Below are 21,554 nucleotides of genomic sequence, written 5' to 3'. Positions count from 1 at the left end.
CCAAACAAGTTAAACTATTGTATGTATTAAAATATGAATTTCAATATATTAGGTTTCAATATGTCAGGTATGAGGGGGACAACCCGTCCCGCACTTACAAGAGACACAATAAGGCGGTTAAATTAGTCAGATGTCAATGACCCAAATTTTCTTACTCGCCATCATTCAGGGTGTTACGGAGTTTTTACCTGTCAGTTCTTCAGGTCATCTCAACCTATTGCATGGCCTGACTGATTTACCTGACCAAGGTATTATCATTGATGTCGCTGTTCATGCAGGGACATTGTTAGCAGTTATGATTTATTTCAGACATGATGTCCTCCGACTGCTCCACGGCGGGATAGAAATTCTAAGCCCTCAAAGCGCGAAAAAACCCTGTGAAAACAAATCCGCGGCCATTCAAATTATTATCGCAACTCTCCCGATACTCCCCGTCGGCGCATTATTGGTTCTAACCGGATGGATAGATCTGTTGAGAGACCCGAAAGTTGTTGCATGGGCGACAATTATTTTTGCTCTTCCGCTATTTCTCGCTGATCATTTTCGACAATCCAATATCTCGGTTGCGGCAACGGGATGGCGGGGTGCGGCGATTATTGGATGTGCGCAGATATTTGCTCTTATTCCGGGCGCCAGTCGCGCTGGGGTGACCATAACGGCAGCGCGGACTTTAGGATGCACCCGACAGGATGCCGCCAGATTTTCTATGTTATTGTCCATACCTGTCATTGTCATTTTCGCAGGGTTGGGTCTTATGGATTTAATCGTTGCAGGTGATTTGACTTTAATGGGGAATGCGGCTCTGGCAGCTGTGCTTGCGGCCGCAACGGCCTTGGTAAGTATTCATCTGTTTATGAAAATGACGGCAAAGCTCTCGCTCTTGCCATTCGTGCTATACCGCCTGGTTCTTGGCGCATCTCTGCTTTACATATTGTAGTTTAGCGGCTTTTAAAGCGGGAAAGATAATGCGGCAAGACCGACTCGATGGGTGTTGGCGCAATACCTAAATCGCCCAGACCGGGCAAATTATCATCTGCAATATTATCAGAACGGAGCATTATCACCTGATCAGGTGTTAATGGCGGGTTTGGGAGAAACTGTGTGAAACGGCTAATAAGTTGCGCCGCGAAAAACGGCAATGGTGCCAAAATTCTTTTTTGCCCCGTATGGCGCAACATGATTTCCATCAAATTTTTAAAACTAAAAATATCAGGGCCACCCAACTCATATATTTTGCCACCACAATCAGGGTTTTCTAACGCCTCACAAGTGGCTTGCGCGACATCCTGAACGGCGACAGGTTGATAAAGCGTTTCTCCGCCCCCTACCAAAGGTAAAGCTGGCGCCAATGCCGCCATTTTGGCAAATCGGTTGAAGAAGTCATCTTCAGGGCCAATAACTATGGACGGGCGTAAAATCACCGCCTGCGGGATAGCCTCGAGGACTGCAGCTTCGCCGGCGGCTTTACTTTGGGCATAGGCCGCCTCGCTTTCAGAGGACGCACCAATGGCAGAAAGCTGTACAAATTTTTGGACACCTTCATCGGCGGCGGATTGTGCGACGGTGCGCGCGCCTTCTGCCTGAACGGCAGAAAATTTCTGCTTTCCGGTTTCATAGAGGATACCCACCAGATTGACGACGGCATCCACGCCCTTAACAGCTTTACGCACGCTTGCTTCGTCGCGAATATTCGCTTGCATTATCGCTACCTGACCGACAGCACCGGCAGTTTTCAAAAACAAGGCTTCATTGGGGCGGCGAACGGCAACACGTAAGCGCCAGCCGCGTTTTACGAGCGCGCGCACAATGTGACGACCTAGAAAACCGGAGCCACCAAAGACGGTAACAACAGGTGAAGCGGAACTGACTGTCCGGGACATAAATACCTCGTTTAATACGAAACCTAGCAAGACTTTATTATCCGAATTGATGGGTTAGGTCGAGAAAAGAGTTGTCGCAGGGCATGAATTCAGCCCCCGCTGGAAATAGGGAAAACCGATTGACAAGTCCTACCCTGCGGCTTAATCAAAACCTCTGGATTTGCCCCTGTTAAAGCCCAGGTGGCGGAATTGGTAGACGCGCTAGCTTCAGGTGCTAGTGCCCGTATGGGCGTGGAAGTTCGAGTCTTCTCCTGGGCACCATTTCTCAGTTTTGTACTGGAAATTTCACCTAGTTCTTACCTGTAAGATGACCTGACAGCAAAACACTGTTATAAAGTTTCGATTATAAAAGTCTGATTTACCCGCAAATATCAGGAAGGTTTTGACTCATGAGTATTACGTTTCACAAAGGCGATTTGCCGGACGATGTCACCTTTTCAGGCAGTGTCGCTGTGGATACTGAAACCCTTGGCCTGAAAATATTGCGCGACAAGCTGTGTCTGGTTCAACTCTCAGCCGGTGACGGGACGGCGCATATCGTCCAACTGGACAGAGAAACCTATGAAGCACCAAATCTGAAAAAACTGCTGGGCGATCGCAATGTGGTTAAGATTTTTCATTATGCCCGTTTTGATGTCGCGGTTATCGCACATTATCTTAGAGTTCATTGTGCGCCTTTATGGTGCACAAAAATCGGCTCTAAACTGGCACGCACCTATACCGACCGCCACGGCTTGAAAGATTTGTGTCGCGAGTTGCTGAGTGTCGATCTGTCTAAACAACAACAAAGTTCAGATTGGGGGGCGGATGAGTTAAGTGACGCTCAGCTCCAATATGCGGCATCCGATGTGCTTTACCTGCACCAACTTCAACTTGAGCTGACAAAAATCTTGGAACGCGAGGGGCGGCTGGATATGGCCATGGCGTGCTTCGATTTTGTTCTGGTTCGCGCGGCTATGGATATTGCCGGCTGGGAAGATATGGATATTTTCTCGCACCATTAAAGTGTGGGAACAAAATAATCGAGCATGACCGATACCCCCCCGCACCAAAAACGAGATATAGAGTCCAGTTCCCAGCGACATTCCAGAAGAGTTAGGCAATTAAGAATTGTCTTGCCGGTGACGGCTGGCCTTTTAATGGTGGTCATCTTTCTTCTCATTCGACCCAATAACTCGAATACGCCAATCAGATTCGAAAATGCCGCCCTTACAAATCAAGGGGTGGTCATTCAAAACCCCGTCTTTTCTGACTCAAGTGAAAATGGTGAACCATTTGACCTGTCTGCGGCATCAGCAAGGGAGGATTTAGCTTATCCGGGATGGGTTTATCTCGACACGATCCGTGCCTCAATGACAAGCCGGGAGAATGTTTTAATCGAGCTGGTTGCCCCCGAAGGCGACATGCTGAGAGCACAAAAAAAGCTCGTCCTTTCTGAAAAAATTCTGAAGGGTGACACGCTTCCAGTTTCTCTGATCACCTCAAACGGGTACCACTTGGATATGCGAGATTTGAATGTGGATTTTGAAAAAAGGTCAGCCTATACAGATAATGAAGTCATTGGAAAAGGCCCTATTGGTCGTTTCCGTGCGGACAAAATGGTTTTAAAGCCCGATGCGCATCTCATTTCATTTATCGGCGACGTCACTATTCGCGTTACCCCGCAAAAACAGGAGGCACGCAATGAATAGCATCCTTGGAAAACTAAATGCAGTGATGCTTCCGATAATATGCGGCGCGGTTCTTATTGGCATAACCGACATGAAGGCAAGTGCACAGAAAAGCTCAAGTCACTTGTTCAAAACAGATGCCAAGGCAGAAATTTCTCTCAAAACTGACCGGCTTGATATTGAACTAGACAGTGAAACTGGCAGGCGGCAGGCTATTTTAAGCGGTAATGTGAAGGCGTCACAGGGCCCACTTTTATTGCATAGTGATAAAGCAATTATAGAAAATCAAAGAGGACAAGTCGGTAACATCAATGTCCGTGGAAATGTTATGATTGTTTCAGACAATGGTCAGCAAGCAAATGGCGACTGGGCTAATTATGAAATTGGTAAAAAAATTATTACCATGGGCGATAATGTGACCCTGACCCAAAATGGCAACAAGCTTCAGGGGCGCAAATTGATTATCGACACATTGACCGGTATCGGCACGTTGACCGCAGACCCTCAACAATCAGTCAGTCGAGTGCGCGGCGTCTTTACACCAGTCCAAAAATAATTTCATAAAATCGGTACAAATTAATCAGCCAGCAGAGACTTGTACATTTGCCAAGATTGGCTAGACTTTAATTGAGGTATTTCTTGTTGGACGCACAAAACAAAACAAACGACACCAAATTGACGACAAATTTTTCCGACAGCTCTTCAGGGCTGATCGTGCAAGGTATTGGTAAATCTTTTGACAAAAGACCAGTCGTTCGCGACGTTTCGCTGAGAGTTTCTCGCGGCGAGTCTGTTGGAATTTTAGGCCCTAACGGTGCCGGCAAAACCACCTGCTTTTATATGATTACTGGGCAAATTCCTGCCGACAGCGGACGCATCCTGCTGGATGGTGAGGATGTTACCGACCTTCCGATGTATCGCCGCGCGCGGCTCGGCATTGGTTATTTGCCTCAAGAAGCTTCAATTTTCCGTGGGCTTTCTGTTGAAGATAATATTTTAGCCATTTTGGAAGTCATTGAGCCGGATATAGAGTTGCGACATAAAAAACTCGAAAACTTGCTCACGGAATTTGCAATTGAACATTTGCGCCATCACAAAGGCGTATCTTTATCCGGTGGCGAGAGAAGGCGTGTGGAAATTGCGCGTGCGCTGGCAACTGACCCATCTTATTTATTGCTGGATGAACCATTTGCGGGCATTGATCCGATCGCAGTGAATGATATTCGCGAACTTGTCTCAATGTTGAAAAATCGGGGTGTCGGGGTTTTGATTACTGACCATAATGTGCGCGAAACATTGGGTATTATCGACAGGGCAATTATTGTTCATGACGGTCATGTGCTGACCGATGGGAAGCCAGAAGAGATAATCAAAAATGATGATGCTCGTAGGCTCTATCTTGGCGAAGCATTTGAACTTTAACGTTCATAAATTTGAACATTTAGATTTAAACGAGAAGCGTAAAGGAGATAAAAATGCAAATAAAAATCACCGGTAAGCATATCGATACTGGCGAGGCGCTCAGAAATCATGTTGAAAAAAATATTGAAGCATCAATCAGCAAATATTTTGAGCGTGGTGCGGAGACAAATATTATATTTTCCAAACAGGGACATTTTTTTCGGGCAGATTGTACAATTCATCTCGACTCGGGCCTGCTGATTAAATCCAGCGGCGATAATGATGATATTTATGCCTGTTTTGATACCGCCCTGCAAAAAGCCGAAAAACAATTACGTCGTTATAAGAGACGCTTGAAAAACCACCATATTCAAGGTGGTAAGCGTGTAGAACAGCAGAATGCGACGGCACGCATCATCGCACCTGAACCGGAAAATGAAGAATTACCCGAAGAATGGTCACCAATTACTATTGCGGAGGACAGTATTTCTGTGCCAGAACTCTCCGTAAGTGAAGCCGTCATGCAAATGGAAATATCGCATGAGGATTTTCTGATTTTCAGAAACGGCAGTCACGGTAGGCTGAACATCGTCCATCGTCGTCCCGACGGGAATATCGGTTGGATTGACCCTGAGGAAAATGCCAAATAATTGCAGGTTTAAAGCCAGCTTATAACCAGCATATAGGAAGACTCGAGTCTATCTAAGCGATGCTATTGTCAGAATTTTTAAGCCCTGACCGCGTTTTAGCGGGCGTAAAGGCATCTGGAAAAAAACAGATATTGCAGTTTCTCACAGAACTTGCAGCCGAACATACGCAACTTGATGCCCATGACCTTATGGACACTCTTCTTGCTCGCGAAAAACTCGGTTCGACAGGTGTCGGTCATGGAGTCGCCATCCCACATGGTAAAAATGAAGCTCTGCAGGAGCTTATTGGTTTTTTTGTACTGCTGGAGCGTCCGGTACCTTTTGATGCCATTGACCAGGAGCCGGTAGATCTTATTTTCTTATTGCTCGCGCCAACAACGGCAGGGGCTCAACATCTCAAGGCTTTAGCAACCATTTCTCGCCTTATGCGGGACGAAAGTGTTGTCAAAAGAATTAGAAATGCCACCCAAGCTGATGCCATTTATGCCTTGCTGACCGACCCAGATATCACCAGTTAGTTTTTTTAATGTCATCCTTGAGACTATAAAAAGGATGCACAATTATAATTTTCTGTCATTTCCTATCAAACTTTGGATAATTAATTGATACATAAAGTCTGTAGATATAAAGTCATCAGAATATTTTGATGACGTTATGAAAGCCTTTGAGAATATTATTAAAAAGATATTCGGGGCGCGTGTCAGAGCCTTACGAACCGAAAAAGGTTGGTCACAGGCAGACTTCGCTTTTGAGTGTGGTTTGCACAGGACTTACATTGGCGCCGTTGAACGCGGGGAACATGATATCTCACTTGAGAACATCAAAAAGATAGCCGATACATTCAGGGTTGATATTGCTGAGCTATTTTAAAGCTAGATAAACCGGACTGTAAAAGAAATATGGTGGAGCCAGGCGGAATCGAACCGCCGACCTCTTGCATGCCATGCAAGCGCTCTCCCAACTGAGCTATGGCCCCCGAGACAGAATGCAAAATCATGCCGTCTAAGATTGTGCGGAACTTAGGTAATTTAGCTGTGTCAATCAAGAAGATTTTATGACGGTTTCAGGATAACAAAAAAGCTTATTCTTCATTATCGTCGATAAGGGTGACATCGCCATCATCATCATCGATTTCGTCATCATCAAAGTCTTCTTCAAACTCATCAAACTCTTTGAGTTCATCAAGTTCATCGTCATCGTCTTCACTGAGATCGTCCTCAATTGAGTCTTCCAAGGAGACAGTCGTGTCATCATCCGCAATGACTTCAACATCATCGGCCTCAGCAGCTTCGTCTGTTTCCAACGCAACCTCTTCAACCTCAGGCGCTTCTTTAAACGGCGCAATGGGTGCAGACGGTTTAGGCGAAGCTATTTCTTCATAAGGGGTACCACATTTAGGGCAAATGATTGGGGTTTTACCCAAATCATAAAATTTTGCACCGCAAGAACCGCAAATGCGCTTTACACCAAGTTTATCTTTAGAAACTTCTTTGGACACTTTTATTACTCCAACAAGAATTCCACTTTTTTCCATTGCCACAAGGATAAGCCCCTGTCAAAAGCTAATATATTGAATTTTTAATTTTTCTTAACATCATTGAATATTAAACTGCCGACATGAAAAACAAAGAAACACCTCAGCCAGTCACCACAGAACGCTTAAAGGCATCCTTACGTGGTGAAATTCAGCTGCCTGGGGATAAATCAATTTCCCATCGAAGTTTCATTTTATCGGCGCTGGCTGTCGGCACGTCCAAAATCCACGGACTGCTTGAAGGCGAAGATGTATTGGCAACAGGTAAAGCTATGCAGGCCATGGGCGCTCAAACCGTTCGGCAGGCAGACGGCACATGGGAAGTCACAGGCCGAGGGGTTTCAGGTCTGACCAGTCCAGACGAAGCACTTGATTTTGGGAATTCTGGTACAGGCATTCGGCTGACACTCGGCGCCATGACAGGCTGCCCGGTCACGGCTAAATGCGTTGGTGACGAGTCTCTCTCTCGCCGCCCCATGGGAAGAGTGACAGAACCACTAGAGCAAATGGGTGCAGTTTTTGAATTTCATGGCGTGGCACGAGGACAATTACCCTTAACACTGACCAGCCCCCAAAGAGCCTTACCGATTGATTATGTTCTTCCTGTTGCATCTGCACAGGTGAAGTCCTGCATTTTGCTTGCCGGATTGGGCGCGCCAGGCATAACTGCAGTGACGGAAAAACAATCTACGCGTGACCACACAGAAAGAATGCTCACCTTATTCGGCGCGAAAATTTCATCCACGCCAGAAGGAAAAGGTCTCGTTAAAGGCAGGCGAATTGAACTGACAGGCGAGACAGAATTATTAGCTACAACCATAAACGTACCGGGCGACCCCTCCTCTGCAGCGTTTCCGATGGTTGCAGGTTTGCTCTCGGACGGGGCAGAAATTCGTTTAAACAATGTCATGGTCAACCCTTATCGAAGTGGCCTGTGGGATTGTTTGAAGGAAATGGGCGGCAAAATAGAAGAAGTGAATATGCGCGACGCCGCCGGTGAGAAAGTCGTCGATTATATTGTAAAAGGTTCAGAGTTGATCGGCATTGATGTGCCGCCCGAAAGAGCGCCCGATATGATTGATGAATTTCCTATTCTTGCCATGGCTGCAGCCTGTGCGCGAGGGACCACACATCTTCACGGTCTGGCAGAATTGAGGGTCAAGGAAAGTGACCGGCTCGCTGCTATTGCCGATGGGCTGAAGCTGTGTGGCGTGACAGTCACTGACGGCGAAGATGATCTGGTGATTGAAGGATGTGATGGTCCCGTTCCCGGCTTGCAGGATAATGTCCCCATCACAACCCATCTTGATCACCGCATTGCCATGAGTTTTCTGGTGCTAGGTCTGAATTCCGAAAAACCGATAAGGATTGACGACTCACGCATGATTGCCACCAGTTTCCCTAATTTCTTTGAACTTATGGGAACGTTGGGCGCAAAGTTTATCTCTTAATAGCTGGAAATAGTAAACATGTCTTACCCCTCACCCATAGCTATAGATGGACCGGCAGCCGCCGGCAAAGGCACACTTGCCAAAAAGCTGGGGAGCCATTTTAATTTCGCTTGTCTTGATACCGGAGCCTTATATCGGGGGGTTGCTTTGCTTGTTTTACAAGCACAGGATGACCCTACCGACTCGCAAAAATCTCTCGAAGCGGCACAAAAACTTGATATTGATAAAATTGACCATACCGCCATCCGTAGTGCGGAAGTTGGACAAGCTGCAGCGGATGTTGCTGTCCATCAGGGTGTTCGTAGCTGTATTCTTGACCTACAACGTCATTTTGCCGCCAACCCGCCAGCCGGAAAAGACGGAGCCATATTGGACGGAAGAGATATAGGCACATTTGTATGCCCGGATGCACCGGTTAAACTTTTTGTAACTGCAAGCGCAGAAATCCGCGCTCACCGTCGCTGGCTTGAACTTTCAGTCAATGACCCCTCACTCAAAGAGGCCGACATTCTGGAAGCTGTGATTGCCCGCGATAAAAAAGATATGGAGCGCGCAATAGCCCCTCTACGCCCGGCTAAAGATGCGCACTTGCTAGATACTTCAGATTTAGGTATAGAAAACGCATTCGAGGCGGCTCTGAAGCTGATTACATCAATCGGTGGCTGAAATCCAAACCGCTCGGGTAATTTCATAATAGCTCTTTGCCGTCGCATGGTGTGGCGGTTAGGGAAGACCGCCGGACACAACCGGCCGGCACTTATTTAATTTGATGATTAACAGGAGATGACACTTGTCTCAAACCTCTAACCCGTCGGAACTGAATCCGACAACTGAAGATTTTGCTGCCCTGCTGGAAGAAAGTTTTTCCGGTCAATCTGTTCTTGAAGGAACTGTCGTTAAAGGGCGCGTAACTGCTATTGAAAATGATCTCGCCATTATTGATGTGGGCCTCAAAACAGAGGGCCGTGTCCCTTTGAGAGAATTCGCTATGGCCGGACAGCCCGCCGATCTGAGTGTTGGCGACGATGTCGAGGTCTATTTGGAACGTATTGAGAATGCTATGGGCGAAGCCATGCTCTCGCGCGACAAAGCTAGGCGCGAAGAGAGCTGGACTGTGCTTGAAAAATCATTTGAAGCCAATGAACGTGTAACCGGTGTTATTTTCGGGCGCGTGAAAGGCGGCTTCACTGTCGATCTGAATGGCGCGACCGCTTTCTTGCCGGGCAGCCAGGTTGATATTCGTCCGGTTCGCGACATCACCCCGCTAATGAATAAGCCACAACCTTTCCAAATTTTAAAAATGGATCGCCGTCGTGGAAATATTGTTGTATCGCGTCGGGCGATTATGGAAGAAACACGTGCAGAAGCCCGTAGTGAGATTGTCCAAAATCTTGCAGAAGGCCAAGTCACAGAAGGCGTGGTTAAAAACATCACTGATTATGGTGCATTTGTTGACCTTGGCGGTGTTGATGGCCTGCTTCACGTTACGGACATTGCTTGGCGCCGGATTAATCATCCATCAGAAGTGCTGACTATTGGTCAAACCGTTCAGGTTCAAGTCGTTAAGATTAATGCTGAAACCATGCGCGTTAGCCTTGGCATGAAGCAACTCCATAATGACCCATGGGACTCTGCGGAAGAGAAATTCCCACTTGATGGCAGGTTTACAGGCCATGTGACAAACATCACCGATTACGGTGCCTTTGTTGAACTTGAAGATGGTGTTGAAGGTCTTGTCCACGTTTCGGAAATGTCATGGGTGAAAAAGAATGTCCATCCGGGCAAAATCGTCTCAACTTCGCAAGAAGTTGAAGTCATGATTCTCGAGGTAGACAGTTCCAAACGCCGCATTTCTCTCGGACTAAAACAATGCATGGATAATCCATGGGACAGCTTTGCTACAACCTATCCGGTTGGTACGAAAGTGACAGGGGCCATCAAAAACATCACAGAATTCGGTCTCTTTATCGGACTTGAAAATGATGTCGACGGTATGGTGCATATGTCAGACCTTGACTGGAATCTTTCCGGTGAAGAGGCGCTTGCAGGCTTTGCGAAAAATCAAGATGTCGAAGCAGTTGTTCTGGATATTGATGTGGAAAAAGAACGCATCAGTCTTGGTATTAAACAGCTTGAGAGTGACCCGATGGAAGGTATCAGCAAACTCAAGCGCGGCGATACAGTCACATGTTCGGTTACTGCCGTTAATGATGGCGGTCTGGAAGTGTCTGTTGGTGAAAGCGAATTTAGCGCCTTTATCAGACGCTCCGACCTGTCCCGTGACAGAGAAGACCAGAGACCTGAACGTTTCGCAATTGGTGATAAGCTGGATGCCATGATCACCAATTTTGATGCCAAGGCACGTCGGATTGGACTTTCTATTAAAGCTTTGGAAATCGCGGAAGAAAAAGAAGCTGTGGCACAATATGGTTCAGTGAGTTCAGGCGCGTCACTAGGTGACATTCTGGGTGAAGCTTTGAACAAAAACACGGATGCAGAAGCACCATCTGAAAAAGCTGCTGAAGAAGCACCAGCCGAAGAAGCCCCTACACCAGAAGTTGCCGAGGAAGTGCCCACTGAAGAAGTTACAGAAGAGGCAACTCCTGAGGAAACGCCCGAAGCAGAGGCAACGGAAGACACAACAGATGAATCTGCTGATGAGTCAGGTGACGATTCCGCATAATTGAATAAGTTAAGGGGTGATATTTTTTTAAGAATATTGCCCCTCTAGCGACTTGACTGATATGCGGTTGAAAGGATAACTTTTCCTTACACCAAGGAATTATAACTCATGATCAAATCTGAACTCGTTAATCGTCTTGCCGACCAATATCCCCATCTTTATCAAAGAGATGTAGAGCGGGTGGTGAATACGATACTTGATGAAATCACCGAAGCCCTTGGTCGTGGTGATCGCGTTGAGTTACGCGGGTTTGGCGCTTTCTCTGCTAAAATACGTCCACCCAGAATAGGACGTAATCCCAGAACCGGCGAAGCCGTTGCCGTTGCCGAAAAATGTGTGCCTTTCTTCAAGGCCGGTAAGGACTTGCGGGATCGCCTGAACAATGAAGGCTCGTGAGGGCCTCTATTGAAACTTCTTAACAGGCTGATATTTTTTCTGATTGCTTTGGGTGTTATCTTTCTAGCCCTTGCCAACAGACAAATCGTTTCCTTTAGCCTAAACCCATTCTATCCTGATGACCCTTCATATGGATTTCGCGCACCGCTTTTTGTCCTTTTAATGGGCGCCATTGGCTTTGGCATTTTACTCGGCTATATACGCAGTGGCGTGACCAGTGTGATGAATGGTTTAACTAAAAATATGGACCGTATTTTTTCGAGGGATAAGGATAGAGAAGACGATGAATGAAAATCCAGTTTTTTGCGCCCTCGACACACAGAACCCCGCACGGGCAACTGAACTCGCTGAGAACTTGTCACCCCATATTGGCGGCATTAAAATTGGCATGGAGTTTTTCTACGCCGCAGGTTTGGCAAGTTATCAAAACCTCGCCGCGACCGGACTGCCGATTTTTCTAGATTTAAAGCTTCACGATATTCCTAATACTGTGGCGGCTGCTGTGAGCGCGTTATGCCCGCTTCAACCAGCCATTTTAAATGTGCATGCGGGGGGCGGCCTCGACATGATGCGCGCCGCCAGTAAAGCCGCTAAAGATACCGCGGCGGAAAATGACCTTACTGCGCCTTTGATGATTGCAGTTACCGTGCTCACCAGCCTTGAAGATGACGACCTTAATCTGATTGGTGTTAACGCCACTCCGCGTGACCAGGTATTAAGGCTTGCCGATCTTGCCCAACAAGCCGATATGGGGGGGGTTGTCTGCTCAGCGCATGAAGTAGAGGCGCTCAGAAACCAGTGCGGCCCAGATTTTAGACTCATAGTCCCCGGCATTAGACCGGCTGAACATGCAACAGATGACCAAAAACGCATTATGACGCCCGAAGCTGCTTTGGAAGCTGGGGCGGATATTCTTGTCATTGGACGCGCTATTACCCAAGCCACCGACCCCGTTCAAGCGGCATCTGCTATTTTGGCTTCTCTAAAGAGTGCCAGGGGCTAGAGATGAGCATTAAAGTTAAAATATGTGGCATTACTAAAATAGAAGATGCGCATTTTCTGGAGGAGTCTAAAGCCGATTACGCCGGCTTTGTCTTTCACCCCGGATCATCTCGTCATTTATCTTATGAACAAGCCGGGTTGATTGCCAAAGAACTGCATGCGTCTATCAAGAAAGTCGCTTTGGCCGTCGACCCCGACGATTATCTGACAGAATATATGATTGAGGCCATTGCACCGGATTATATTCAGCTGCATGGCGCGGAAAGCCCTGAAAGATGCACAATGCTCAAGCAGAAATTTGACTGCAGAATTATCAAAGCACTGGGAATTGGCTCTGCGGCGCATTTGGAGTCTGCCAAAAACTTTGATAGCTGTGCGGATTTCATTCTTCTGGATGCCCTACCTCTTCCTGATGGTCCAAAAGGGGGCACAGGACATCGTTTTGACTGGTCGTTATTGACGGATTATGACGGCGCTCTTCCCTGGTTCTTGGCAGGGGGGCTGACACCAAACAATATCAGAGAGGCTGTGCTAGCGACCGGTGCAACCTATGTGGATGTTTCTTCCGGTGTGGAAAGCCAAGCAGGGATAAAAGACCAGGATAAAATTTCACGATTTATTCAAGCAGCCCGCTTAGAAAAATGATATATAACCCACTTTGTGATTTCAGAAATGGAACAGGCCATGTCGAAAGCAAATTCCTATACAACTGGACCGGATGAAAATGGCCGTTTTGGCATTTTTGGTGGGCGCTTTGTTGCCGAAACGCTTATGCCGCTTATACTTGATTTGGAAAAAGCCTACGGCGCAGCACGTCAAGATCCGGCATTTCTCGACCAGTTACAGGATTTACAAACTCACTATGTAGGACGCCCCAGCCCATTATATTTCGCTGAACGCCTTACGGAACATTATGGCGGCGCGAAAATCTACCTTAAACGGGATGAGTTAAATCACACAGGGTCTCACAAAATAAATAACTGCCTTGGTCAAATATTGCTCGCAAAGCGCATGGGCAAAAGTCGTATCATTGCCGAAACTGGAGCAGGTCAGCACGGTGTTGCTGTGGCAACAGTGGCAGCGCGCTTTGGTCTGCCTTGTACAGTATTTATGGGCGCAACAGATATTGAACGCCAGAAGCCCAATGTGTTCCGCATGAAATTACTGGGGGCGGAAATCATGCCGGTCACATCCGGCGCGGGCACATTGAAAGACGCGATGAATGAAGCCCTGCGCGACTGGGTCACCAATGTCGACTCGACTTTTTATATTATCGGCACTGTCGCAGGGCCGCATCCATATCCCGCTATGGTCAGAGACTTCCAGTCCATTATCGGGCAGGAAACCAAGCAACAAATGCTCGAACGCGAGGGCCGGCTTCCGGACACTTTATGTGCCTGTATTGGCGGCGGGTCTAATGCGATGGGCTTGTTTTATCCTTTCCTCGATGACGAGTCAGTCAACATTATCGGCGTTGAAGCAGGTGGGCATGGTCTTGATACACCTGAACACGCCGCTTCACTGGCGGGGGGCAAGCCGGGTGTATTACATGGGAACAGAACCTATCTCCTGCAGGATGAAGATGGGCAGATTACCGAAGGACATTCTATTTCTGCTGGCCTAGATTATCCTGGCATCGGGCCAGAACATGCCTATCTCAAGGACACTGGTCGCGTTACTTATGTGTCCGCCACTGACCAAGAGGCGCTTGACGCTTTTCAGCTTTGCACAAAACTTGAAGGTATTATTCCCGCTCTCGAACCGAGCCATGCGCTGTCTCATGTCGGTAAAATAGCGCCAGACCTTCCAAGCGATCACCTTCTGGTGATGAATATGTGCGGTCGCGGAGACAAAGATGTGTTTTCCGTTGCAGAGCACCTTAATGTGGATATTGGCTGACGGACAACACTGATGCAGCAGACTAGACTTGATAAGACTTTTAAACATCTCAGTGAAAGCAATTCTAAAGCTTTTCTGGCATTTATTTCCGCCGGTGACCCTGACCCGACAACCTCACTAGAAATTATGAAAGGGTTACCCGGCGCAGGTGCGAATATTATTGAGCTGGGAATGCCTTTCACCGACCCAATGGCGGATGGGCCGTCTATTCAAGCCTCATCGCAAAGGGCTTTAAAAGCGGGCATGACCCTTAAAGGCACGCTTGACATGGTACGCCAATTCCGCACTCATAACGACCAGACACCAATTGTACTCATGGGCTATTACAATCCGGTTTATATATATGGCGTAGACGCCTTTATTCATGACGCCAAGCAAGTAGGTGTCGATGGCCTGATTATTGTCGATTTGCCGCCCGAAGAAGATGATGAGCTTTGCATACCAGCTTTGGATGCAGGGCTGAATTTTATTCGCCTTGCAACACCGACAACCGATGACGTCCGCCTTCCCGAAGTACTCGCGAACACCTCTGGCTTTGTTTATTATGTTTCCATAACAGGTATTACCGGCTCCGCCAGCCCCGAACGTCATGTTGTTGAAGAGGCTGTCGCACGCGTGAAAAGACACACCGATTTACCGGTTGCCGTTGGTTTTGGTATAAGAACTGCTGACCAGGCTGAAGCTATCGCCTCTGTCGCTGATGGGGCTGTGGTCGGTTCGGCCTTGGTAGATATCATAGCTGACTCGCTTGATTCACAAGGGCGCGCAAGTTCCGAAACAGTGGGGAAAACGCTAAAAAAGGCACAAGAGCTTGCAGATGGCGTAAAACGAGCGTAAAAGGGTTACTTATATTCAGAATATCGAATAAATCCATGCAGACTACATGGGATAGAAAATGAACTGGATTAAAAATTTCGTAAGGCCAAAATTCGAGAGTGTTTTCCGCGGTAAGGATGACACTGAAGAAAATTTATGGGTCAATTGTACAGAATGCGGCGAAATGATTTTCCATCGAGATATGGATGATCTGAGCAAAGTATGCCCTGGCTGCGATCATCACATGCGCCTTTCAACAAAAGAACGCTTTGAGCTTCTTTTTGATGGTAGCTATGACCTTGTGGAAACACCAGAGGTACCCGTTGACCCACTGAAATTTAAAGACCAAAAACGTTATATTGACCGTTTGAAAGAAGCACGCAACAAAACTGGCATGCAGGATGCTGTGTCCATTGGTGTTGGCGATATTAGCGGCGTTGAAACAGTTGTGGTCGTGCAAGATTTTGCCTTTATGGGCGGGTCTCTGGGCATGGCAGCTGGTGAAGCTGTTATTCGTGGCGGGGAAACAGCACTTGAAAAAAATTGCCCGTTTATTGTTGTCGCGGCGGCTGGTGGCGCGCGTATGCAGGAAGGCATCATGTCCTTGATGCAAATGCCACGCACAACAGTCATTATTCAAGAATTACGCGATAGGGGCCTGCCCTATATCGTTATTTTGACCGACCCTACCACAGGCGGCGTGACTGCTTCTTATGGCATGTTGGGTGATGTTCATATTGCCGAACCGGGCGCACTTATCGGTTTTGCTGGACCACGCGTTATTCAGGACACGATTAACGAAAAGCTTCCTGAAGGTTTCCAGCGTGCAGAATATCTGCTGGAGCATGGCATGGTTGACATGGTTGTTCACCGTCACAGGCTGGCTGAAACGCTTGGCAAATTATTGCGTCTTCTGATTGACCCGCAAAGTGGTCAGGAGAAACAAGCTATTCCTGCCGGAGAATAATTCTGTCGCGTCAAAGTGATATGACGCTAGCAAATTTACTGGCGCTTCACCCGAAATATATAGATTTATCATTAGACCGCATGTGGCGTTTGCTTGACGATTTGGGCAACCCTCAAAACCACCTGCCTCCGGTCATTCATATCGCCGGAACGAACGGTAAAGGCTCAACTCTCGCCATGCTCATGTCTATGTTGGAGGAAAATGGAGCGCAGGTGCATAGCTATACATCACCGCATCTCGTAAATTTCCATGAACGCATCCGTCTCAACGGATGTGATATTTCCGAAGACCTGCTCTCTGAAACTCTGGCAGAGGTTGAACAGGTCAATAATGGCGAACCAATTACTTTTTTCGAAGCCACAACCGCCGCCGCTTTTTTGGCGTTTAGCCGCCACCCTGCAGATTATCTTTTGCTGGAAGTTGGACTTGGCGGAAGATTAGACGCCACAAATGTTATTGACGCACCCTTATTATCCATCATCACACCTGTCAGTTTGGATCATGAACAGTTTCTGGGCACGGATATCAGGGCTATTGCAGCTGAAAAGGCGGGTATTCTTAAACCAAGCCTCAACGGAATGCCTGTAATCATATCGCAACAAGATGAGGGTGCGCGCGAAGTTATCATGGCGCGCGCCACCGAATATAATCTCCCTCTAATGTGTTACGGACACGATTGGGGAGCCTATACAGAACATGGAAGGCTCGTCGTCCAGCACCCAGACGGGCTGATGGACTTGCCCATACCGGGACTTATCGGAGCGCACCAAATAGTTAATGCCAGTACGGCTGTGATGGCAGCATATTATCTGGGCATAGCTGAACATGCGATATGTGAGGGTCTTAAAAAACCTGTATGGCCCGCGCGCCTCCAAAAACTCACCACCGGGAAACTTATAGATATGGCGACAGGTGAAGTCTGGCTTGATGGTGGGCATAATCAGGCAGCGGCAGAAGCACTTGCCGTCTGGTTATCTGACTATTTTTCTAGCGCGGATAAACCTGTAACTCTTATTTGCGGATTAATGGCAACCAAACATGCTGAAAAATGGCTGGAATCATTCAGTCAAAGCCATGTGGTCTTGAATTGCATCACCATTCCTGACCAACCAAATAGTTACACCGCACATGACCTGACCGCAAAAGCGCAAGCCGCCGGACTAAAGGCGGTAGCATTCAATGACCTTGAAACTGCTATTTCCGCAGCACAGGGAGATGTCTTAATTTGCGGATCTCTGTATCTGTCAGGCTATGTGCTAGCAGAAAACGATAACTAAACCGTTTCCTCAATCCAGCTTACCAGATCGGATTTCGATGCCGCGCCGACTTTTGTCGCTGTTGTCTGACCGTCCTGGAAAATCATCATTGTCGGAATAGACCGCACACCATAATTAGTTGGGGTTTTAGGGTTTTCATCAATATTGACTTTAACAATCTTGATGTTTCCCATTTCAGCCGCAATCTCTTCAAGAGCCGGGGCAATTTGCTTGCAAGGCCCGCACCACTCTGCCCAAAAATCGACCAAAACGGGTGTGTCGGCATTTAATACTGTTTCTTCAAAATCACTGTCACCGGCGTTGATGATGGCATTATCTGACATGCAGTTTCTCCTTGTTTTGTTCTATGAAACTATGTCTTCGAGCCACTAATTTCAAGAACCTGCCAATAAGTTTACGCGATTTGCACACGTAATTTTAATTTATTTTTTTCCAGGCTGTTTCAAGTTCTTCAGATGTAACAGCTCGGTAATATGGCCCTGTTGTCCAAACAATAGCACAGCGCACCTCTTTACCGGGGCAGGCGGCGGTTACAAGTTTTCTATAGATTTCCAACTGAACGGCAATATCCGTCTCAATAGGATCATCCGGTGAAGGTGGATGCCGTGTCGTTTTATAATCTGCAATTAAAATCTTTTCAGGCAATTCGACATATCGGTCAATTCGCCCGCTGAAAAGTTGCTGATCGCCACCGGGCATAAGCACCCGCCCGCCTATCGGAACCTCAGCACGGCTATGTGGCCCGAAGAGCATTTGCAAATCTGGGTTTTCCAGAAGTTTTATCACCTCAGAGATTATCTGCTCATGTTCAACTTCCATATCAGGGTAATGCATCAAAAATTGTCGTGCAGTTGTTTCGTAATATTCAGCTTCAAGTCCGGCAAGCCCTTCCAGCAAAAGGTGTATAATTGTTCCGCGTTGGCGAGCTTTTATATCTGGTGTTGGCGTTTCATCAGACCTCTTTGGTAACGGGTCTTTAGGCCCCCGCCTTTGGTGAAAATAATCAGAGGGACCAAGTGGCAGGTTTGAAATGGATTCCCTTTTGGCGGCCTGATTTACCCATGATGGAAGCGGCACATGAGTTGTTGGAAGGTCTTCCGCATTTGGTACTTCAGAAGACACAACACCTTCTTCATCAAGCGCAATTTTTTCACCGACAGCAGAAGCATCTCCAATTTGCCACCCAGCCCCATCCGGCAAAGCATGCCCGTCAAGTTTTATGCCTTCTTCAATCAGACTGTACCAGCAGGCCTCTGGCAAATTCCTATTCGCGGGAAGAAATCCTGTGACATATAGACGGTCTCTTGCGCGTGTGAGCGCGACATATAGAAGCCGCTTGTGCTCGGCACTTTCAAGGGCGCGCTCTTTATCGCCGGTTTGTTTTCCCGCTTTACTGATAAGTTTTTTCGATGGCTGCCACAGAACATTCCCTGCAGGAGAAAAGCTTATAGGCGATTGAAGATTTGCGGATTTAACGGGCGAACGGCAAGTATCAGGCAAGAAAACCACCGGTGCTTCAAGACCTTTGGCGCCATGCACTGTCATAATACGCACCGCATCGCCCCCCTGTTCCATATCTCGCTTGATTTGCAAATCATCATATTGAATTCTGTGCAAAAAACCTTGCTGGCTGGGCAAATTTTGTCGCTCATATTCCAGCGCCTGATTTAAAAACTCCTCCACTGGATCATCGACCTCTACCCCCAACCGGGCTCTTAATTTGTCCCGCCCGGAAAGCGCGTCTAACAAATAAGCATAGAATTCATACGGCGGGAGCTTGTCAGCATGGGTCATCAAAATATCAATCATCTCCAATGCTGCACGGGCGCGCATGAGATAACCCTTGTCTTCGCCAGATGTCCCGTCGGCATCAATTTGACGCAAACAGGCAAGCAAAGATTTTTTTCCACGATTAAACCCAGAATTGAGACAGAGTGTCATAAGGTCCTGTTCACTCATCCCCCCTAATGGCGAGCGTAAAAATGTAGCTAACATCAAATCATCTTGCGGCATCAAAACAATTTGCCCAGCGCAGATAAGATCTTTAACTGCTAACTGGTCAGTCAATGTCATCCGGTCAGCCCCGGCAACATCTATCGGCGGATGTTGGCTCTTGAGAGCACGTATCATATCTTGCACAAATGGTCCGCGATTTTGTACCAAAATCAAAATATCGCCAGGCGTGATATTGCTCTCTGGATCATCCCGCCATTCGGCAATTTGATGCGCAATTTTGCGCGCCACCTTTTGCTGTGGTGTCATCGTCACCCCACCTGTGATGTCCGATGCAGTTTCCGAAGCCTGTCGGGGGTCAAATAAATCTACCGCCGGGCGTGTTTCACCTTTTTCAACCGGCCATAATGTTACCAACCCGCCTGTCTCATTTTTCTTGGCACGCATGCTGATATGCGAAACCTTCTCACCCTGCTTGGTTAATTGCGACTGCACTTTCTGATTTTCACAAACCCTATCAACAAGGTGCAAAACATCCTTTGTGGATCGCCAGGATGCAGTGAGTTCAACCTGTTTAAAATCAGCCTGCGCATGGGCGGTTTTGTCTGCGTAAAAACTCCGCATGCCATCAAATTTATCGGGGTCTGCCCCCTGAAAACTAAATATGGATTGTTTCTCATCGCCTACGGCAAATAGGGTACGCTGGCGGGGGGAGGCGCCTTCACCGGCAAAAAACTCCTCCGCAATAGCGGAGATAACCGACCATTGCCGCGGGCTTGTATCCTGCGCCTCATCGACCAGAATATGATCAATGCCGCCATCCAGCTTATACAGCACCCATCCAGTATCCCGGCGATTGCTGAGAAGTTTATCGGCATAAAAAATTAAATCATCATAATCAAGATAACCCTGTTGATTTTTTTTGAGGTCAATCTCAGCCAGCAACGCATCTGCCAGAGTATAAATATCCAAAGAAATTTGTAGATTAAGCTGCGCGAGAAAATCCTCCCGCAAGCGGATATAAATCGCCTGAAGCTCCAACAAATAGCCGGTTTCTTTCGGGAATTCTTCGGCAACAGATTTGGTAGCAAATTTCTTTCGAGGGCCATTATCCGTCATGAAGAAATCTTCCATCGTCGGGAAAAGCATTTCAAAATCGGTGAATTGTTCGAGCGCCGCCAGCAATGTCTCAATTGAGTTGGCGAGTTTCTGATCACTTGTGCCGGACTTTTTAAGGCATTGCGCTGCATCCACCAATGTGGAATTTGAGATACCCTTGATAAACGCGTCGCCGAAGCTTTCCAACGGAACATGCTGTGTTACGTTCAACATATTCATTAACCCGTCACGTCGCTCTTCATCGCTTTGCGTCAAAAAATCTCGCCGCTTTTCAGTAATAGCTTTACACAAATTGTTAAAAACAGTTTCATTCATGCGCCGCGTTAATCGTTGCAGTGCTTTTGTCAGCTCATCTGACTCGGTTTGTTGAAGAATTTTTTGTCGCGTATCTGTCGCAAGTGCCTGAAAAGCCCTTTCGTCCATCACTTTGAAACCCGGTGATATGCCAGCTTCAAGGGGAAAGCGATTCAGCAAAGCTTCACAAAAAGCGTGAATTGTCTGAATTTTCAGACCTCCAGGTGTGTCCATAGCGCGGGCAAAAAGCTGACGCACATCGTTAATTTGTTTTTGTGTTGGCGTTAGACCGGTGCGGCGTTTCATTTCGGATTTCAACTTACCATCCGGCAATACCGCCCATTCACCCAACAAATCATTAAGGCGTTGCTTCATTTCCGCCGCAGCTGCACGCGTGTAAGTCAGGCAGAGAAGTTTTTCAGGCCGCGTGCCGGACAGCATGAGCGTCACCAGACGGGTGATTAACACATAGGTCTTGCCCGACCCCGCATGCGCTGACACCCATGCAGAGTTTTCTGCACTGGTAGCCTCTTGAACAGCTTGCTGATGTGCGCGCTCCATA

The 21,554-nt window shown here is 47.4% G+C and carries 23 protein-coding genes and 2 tRNA genes; 20 read left to right on the top strand and 5 right to left on the bottom strand.

Features of this window, described 5'->3' with window-relative positions; all coding sequences use genetic code 11:
• Positions 1–136 precede the first annotated feature (136 nt).
• On the top strand, positions 137–937 hold the full coding sequence (locus RS24_RS08235) for an undecaprenyl-diphosphate phosphatase (RefSeq protein WP_204365704.1): 801 nt from the start codon (positions 137–139) through the stop codon (positions 935–937).
• A 1-nt stretch (position 938) separates the two neighbouring features.
• Here the strand turns inward: RS24_RS08235 and RS24_RS08230 are convergent, their stop codons facing one another.
• Positions 939–1,880 (bottom strand): complex I NDUFA9 subunit family protein, encoded by a 942-nt coding sequence (locus tag RS24_RS08230; RefSeq protein ID WP_021777747.1) that lies wholly within the window; start codon positions 1,878–1,880, stop codon positions 939–941.
• Between the two features lie 174 nt (positions 1,881–2,054).
• Between RS24_RS08230 and RS24_RS08225 the strand changes: the two genes are divergently transcribed.
• From RS24_RS08225 to RS24_RS08190, 8 genes are all read left to right on the top strand, one after another.
• Positions 2,055–2,141: transfer RNA gene (locus tag RS24_RS08225), tRNA-Leu, on the top strand.
• Positions 2,142–2,269: 128 nt separating this feature from the next.
• The gene (locus RS24_RS08220; protein ID WP_021777746.1) at positions 2,270–2,884 is read left to right on the top strand and encodes a ribonuclease D; all 615 of its coding nucleotides are present in this window, start codon (positions 2,270–2,272) and stop codon (positions 2,882–2,884) included.
• A 24-nt stretch (positions 2,885–2,908) separates the two neighbouring features.
• Complete coding sequence (locus RS24_RS08215; protein ID WP_021777745.1) at positions 2,909–3,571, top strand: Type IV pilus biogenesi protein; 663 nt, start codon at positions 2,909–2,911, stop codon at positions 3,569–3,571.
• Positions 3,564–4,106, top strand: coding sequence for an LptA/OstA family protein (locus RS24_RS08210; protein WP_021777744.1), 543 nt, complete (start codon positions 3,564–3,566; stop codon positions 4,104–4,106). The genes RS24_RS08215 and RS24_RS08210 overlap by 8 nt, the downstream gene beginning before the upstream one ends.
• An 86-nt stretch (positions 4,107–4,192) precedes the next feature.
• Complete coding sequence (gene lptB / locus RS24_RS08205) at positions 4,193–4,972, top strand: LPS export ABC transporter ATP-binding protein (protein ID WP_021777743.1); 780 nt, start codon at positions 4,193–4,195, stop codon at positions 4,970–4,972.
• Between the two features lie 53 nt (positions 4,973–5,025).
• The gene (hpf, locus tag RS24_RS08200) at positions 5,026–5,601 is read left to right on the top strand and encodes a ribosome hibernation-promoting factor, HPF/YfiA family (protein WP_021777742.1); all 576 of its coding nucleotides are present in this window, start codon (positions 5,026–5,028) and stop codon (positions 5,599–5,601) included.
• 59 nt (positions 5,602–5,660) lie between these two features.
• Positions 5,661–6,119, top strand: coding sequence for a PTS IIA-like nitrogen regulatory protein PtsN (gene ptsN, locus RS24_RS08195; RefSeq protein WP_021777741.1), 459 nt, complete (start codon positions 5,661–5,663; stop codon positions 6,117–6,119).
• A gap of 136 nt (positions 6,120–6,255) precedes the next feature.
• Positions 6,256–6,471, top strand: coding sequence for a helix-turn-helix domain-containing protein (locus RS24_RS08190; RefSeq protein WP_021777740.1), 216 nt, complete (start codon positions 6,256–6,258; stop codon positions 6,469–6,471).
• A gap of 30 nt (positions 6,472–6,501) precedes the next feature.
• Here RS24_RS08190 and RS24_RS08185 read toward each other — a convergent pair.
• A tRNA-Ala gene (locus RS24_RS08185) sits at positions 6,502–6,577 on the bottom strand.
• Positions 6,578–6,682: 105 nt separating this feature from the next.
• Positions 6,683–7,099 (bottom strand): TIGR02300 family protein, encoded by a 417-nt coding sequence (locus tag RS24_RS08180; protein ID WP_038300992.1) that lies wholly within the window; start codon positions 7,097–7,099, stop codon positions 6,683–6,685.
• A gap of 119 nt (positions 7,100–7,218) precedes the next feature.
• On the opposite strand from RS24_RS08180, the gene aroA reads away from it, so the two are divergent.
• The 11 genes from aroA (at position 7,219) to RS24_RS08125 (ending at position 17,626) form a co-directional block, all read left to right on the top strand.
• A complete protein-coding gene (gene aroA, locus RS24_RS08175; RefSeq protein WP_021777738.1) occupies positions 7,219–8,586 on the top strand; it encodes a 3-phosphoshikimate 1-carboxyvinyltransferase in 1,368 nt (455 codons plus the stop codon).
• A gap of 18 nt (positions 8,587–8,604) precedes the next feature.
• Complete coding sequence (gene cmk, locus RS24_RS08170; protein ID WP_021777737.1) at positions 8,605–9,252, top strand: (d)CMP kinase; 648 nt, start codon at positions 8,605–8,607, stop codon at positions 9,250–9,252.
• A 124-nt stretch (positions 9,253–9,376) separates the two neighbouring features.
• On the top strand, positions 9,377–11,269 hold the full coding sequence (gene rpsA / locus RS24_RS08165; RefSeq protein ID WP_021777736.1) for a 30S ribosomal protein S1: 1,893 nt from the start codon (positions 9,377–9,379) through the stop codon (positions 11,267–11,269).
• Between the two features lie 108 nt (positions 11,270–11,377).
• Positions 11,378–11,665: an integration host factor subunit beta gene (locus RS24_RS08160; RefSeq protein WP_008518798.1), complete on the top strand. Its 288-nt coding sequence runs from the start codon at positions 11,378–11,380 to the stop codon at positions 11,663–11,665.
• 9 nt (positions 11,666–11,674) lie between these two features.
• Positions 11,675–11,956: a hypothetical protein gene (locus RS24_RS08155; RefSeq protein ID WP_021777735.1), complete on the top strand. Its 282-nt coding sequence runs from the start codon at positions 11,675–11,677 to the stop codon at positions 11,954–11,956.
• Positions 11,949–12,668, top strand: coding sequence for an orotidine-5'-phosphate decarboxylase (pyrF, locus tag RS24_RS08150; protein ID WP_021777734.1), 720 nt, complete (start codon positions 11,949–11,951; stop codon positions 12,666–12,668). Before RS24_RS08155 ends, pyrF begins: the two co-directional genes overlap by 8 nt.
• A gap of 2 nt (positions 12,669–12,670) precedes the next feature.
• On the top strand, positions 12,671–13,312 hold the full coding sequence (locus RS24_RS08145) for a phosphoribosylanthranilate isomerase (RefSeq protein ID WP_021777733.1): 642 nt from the start codon (positions 12,671–12,673) through the stop codon (positions 13,310–13,312).
• 39 nt (positions 13,313–13,351) lie between these two features.
• Positions 13,352–14,566, top strand: a complete 1,215-nt coding sequence (gene trpB, locus RS24_RS08140) for a tryptophan synthase subunit beta (RefSeq protein ID WP_021777732.1) — start codon at positions 13,352–13,354, stop codon at positions 14,564–14,566.
• 12 nt (positions 14,567–14,578) lie between these two features.
• Positions 14,579–15,403: a tryptophan synthase subunit alpha gene (trpA, locus tag RS24_RS08135; RefSeq protein WP_021777731.1), complete on the top strand. Its 825-nt coding sequence runs from the start codon at positions 14,579–14,581 to the stop codon at positions 15,401–15,403.
• Between the two features lie 58 nt (positions 15,404–15,461).
• Positions 15,462–16,349 carry an acetyl-CoA carboxylase, carboxyltransferase subunit beta gene (gene accD, locus RS24_RS08130; protein WP_021777730.1) on the top strand — a complete coding sequence of 296 codons (888 nt, stop codon included), beginning with the start codon at positions 15,462–15,464 and terminating at the stop codon, positions 16,347–16,349.
• A 20-nt stretch (positions 16,350–16,369) separates the two neighbouring features.
• On the top strand, positions 16,370–17,626 hold the full coding sequence (locus RS24_RS08125) for a bifunctional folylpolyglutamate synthase/dihydrofolate synthase (protein WP_021777729.1): 1,257 nt from the start codon (positions 16,370–16,372) through the stop codon (positions 17,624–17,626).
• Here the strand turns inward: RS24_RS08125 and trxA are convergent.
• Together trxA and addA are read right to left on the bottom strand one after the other, a co-directional pair.
• Positions 17,623–17,949: a thioredoxin gene (gene trxA / locus RS24_RS08120; RefSeq protein WP_021777728.1), complete on the bottom strand. Its 327-nt coding sequence runs from the start codon at positions 17,947–17,949 to the stop codon at positions 17,623–17,625. The genes RS24_RS08125 and trxA overlap by 4 nt on opposite strands.
• Before the next feature lie 94 nt (positions 17,950–18,043).
• Entirely contained in the window at positions 18,044–21,553 is a 3,510-nt protein-coding gene (gene addA / locus RS24_RS08115) for a double-strand break repair helicase AddA (RefSeq protein ID WP_021777727.1), read from the bottom strand.
• Position 21,554: the final 1 nt, after the last annotated feature.

This window comes from Candidatus Micropelagos thuwalensis (assembly GCF_000469155.1).
In the GTDB taxonomy this organism is placed as follows: Bacteria; Pseudomonadota; Alphaproteobacteria; order RS24; family RS24; genus Micropelagius; species Micropelagius thuwalensis.
Note: the sequence above shows the minus strand (reverse complement) of the source record. Positions and strands in the feature narration are given on the sequence as shown.